This window comes from Gilliamella sp. B2923 (assembly GCF_026536565.1).
Lineage (GTDB): Bacteria > Pseudomonadota > Gammaproteobacteria > Enterobacterales > Orbaceae > Gilliamella.
Genome location: NZ_JAFNNZ010000042.1, coordinates 1 through 1466, shown reverse-complemented (window position 1 = coordinate 1466; position 1466 = coordinate 1). Strand labels below are relative to the sequence as shown.

General features: G+C 37.7%; 2 protein-coding genes. Both read right to left on the bottom strand.

What is annotated here, in order from left to right; genetic code table 11:
* On the bottom strand, nucleotides 1–273 hold a 273-nt coding region (locus J3U42_RS12235; protein ID WP_267336608.1), incomplete at its 3' end, for a TPM domain-containing protein.
* 570 nt (nucleotides 274–843) lie between these two features.
* Nucleotides 844–1466 (bottom strand): TPM domain-containing protein (locus J3U42_RS12230; protein WP_267336607.1); only part of this gene is annotated, 623 nt, incomplete at its 5' end.

Here is a 1466-nt window from a genome sequence, read left to right as displayed (position 1 = left end):
TTTTCGACCGATTTTCCATTGAATAAAGACTCTATCTGCGTATTGTTCTACCGTTTCATTATCCAGTTTGGCAATCATTAAAACCACTATTTGGGCGCCATCGGTTCGAGGCTTTTCAAAGTCAATTAGACTTGATTCTAATGACTCTTTTTGAGAATCGGTTAAAGTATGAGTCGTGTCGATAACACGGTATGCAAATTCCGGGATGTCGGTTAGCCCATAACAAAACCAACTGAATATTAACAATAAACTACTTAGAAAATATCTTTTCATTATATTTTCTGCCTCATGACTAACAACACTAAATAAAACTATTATATAGTTAAATCAAAATCTTACTATTAAAACTTAATGAGTATGATCTTTGTTCATCTCATTACCAACGACCAGATGCACCACCACTGCGGCCGCCACCTCCGCTTCGGCAAATTCTACTCGAATGGCTATATGAAGATCGACTGCTTCTGTCACTCCCGCTACGACTTCTTCATATGCCGTTTTTACGACAAATTCACTTTTTTCGAATTTAACCGTGAAAACGAACAAACAAAAAAAGAAAACACTTTCCAGCTTTGTTGAATAATCCAGTTAAACATCATATCTAACATTTCACTTAACCCAATTCTATGATTATTCTGGGCTTGTTTCTCTGGATTAATTTCATTACCTATTATGACATCTTTTAATACCGAAATTGCATCATTAATACCCTGTTAATAGTTCTTTTGCTTAAATTGTGTGGCTTACTGTTCCCGAATGATGTGGCTAGCGATTGTTGTAAAAAATAAACTGCTATTAATCGATATGATTAAGGCGCATATAGCGCCTTATTTTTTATCCCATTTACCAGCTACCGGAAGCGCCACCGCCACCACTGCGACCACCACCGCCGCCGCTAAAGCCGCCACCTCCGCCGAAGCCACCGCTAGAACCACCAAAACCGCCTCCTCCTCGATGATTTCCTCCTCCGCCTGCTCCGGGAGTGACAATGCGGCTGGCAATGGTACTCAAAATAAATACCACAAACATGATAAATACTATCATAAATATATCGCGCATATGCCAAAGGGTGAATCCACCAACAGATAGTGCGTTAAATAAACCTGTATATAAACATCGTTTAGTTTTATCTTTACGATAAAATAAGTTAGCAAGTGTAAGGCAGATAAAAAATGACACCAGCGCATAATTACTCAACATGGAAGTAAAATCTTCTGATGATAACAAGTTAGAGCCTTGTTCGTTATCTTCACTTTTCGGGGTAGGATTATCAATTTCTTGTTTCAGTACAGATAAGGCATTATCAATTCCTTGATAATAGTTATTTTGTCGAAATTCTGGTGCTAATTGTTCACGAATAATTTTACTGGCCACTAAGTCGGTAATAGTTCCTTCAAGCCCATAGCCAACCTCAATTCGCATACGTTTATCATCTTTTACAATAAGTAATAAAATACCATTGTCTT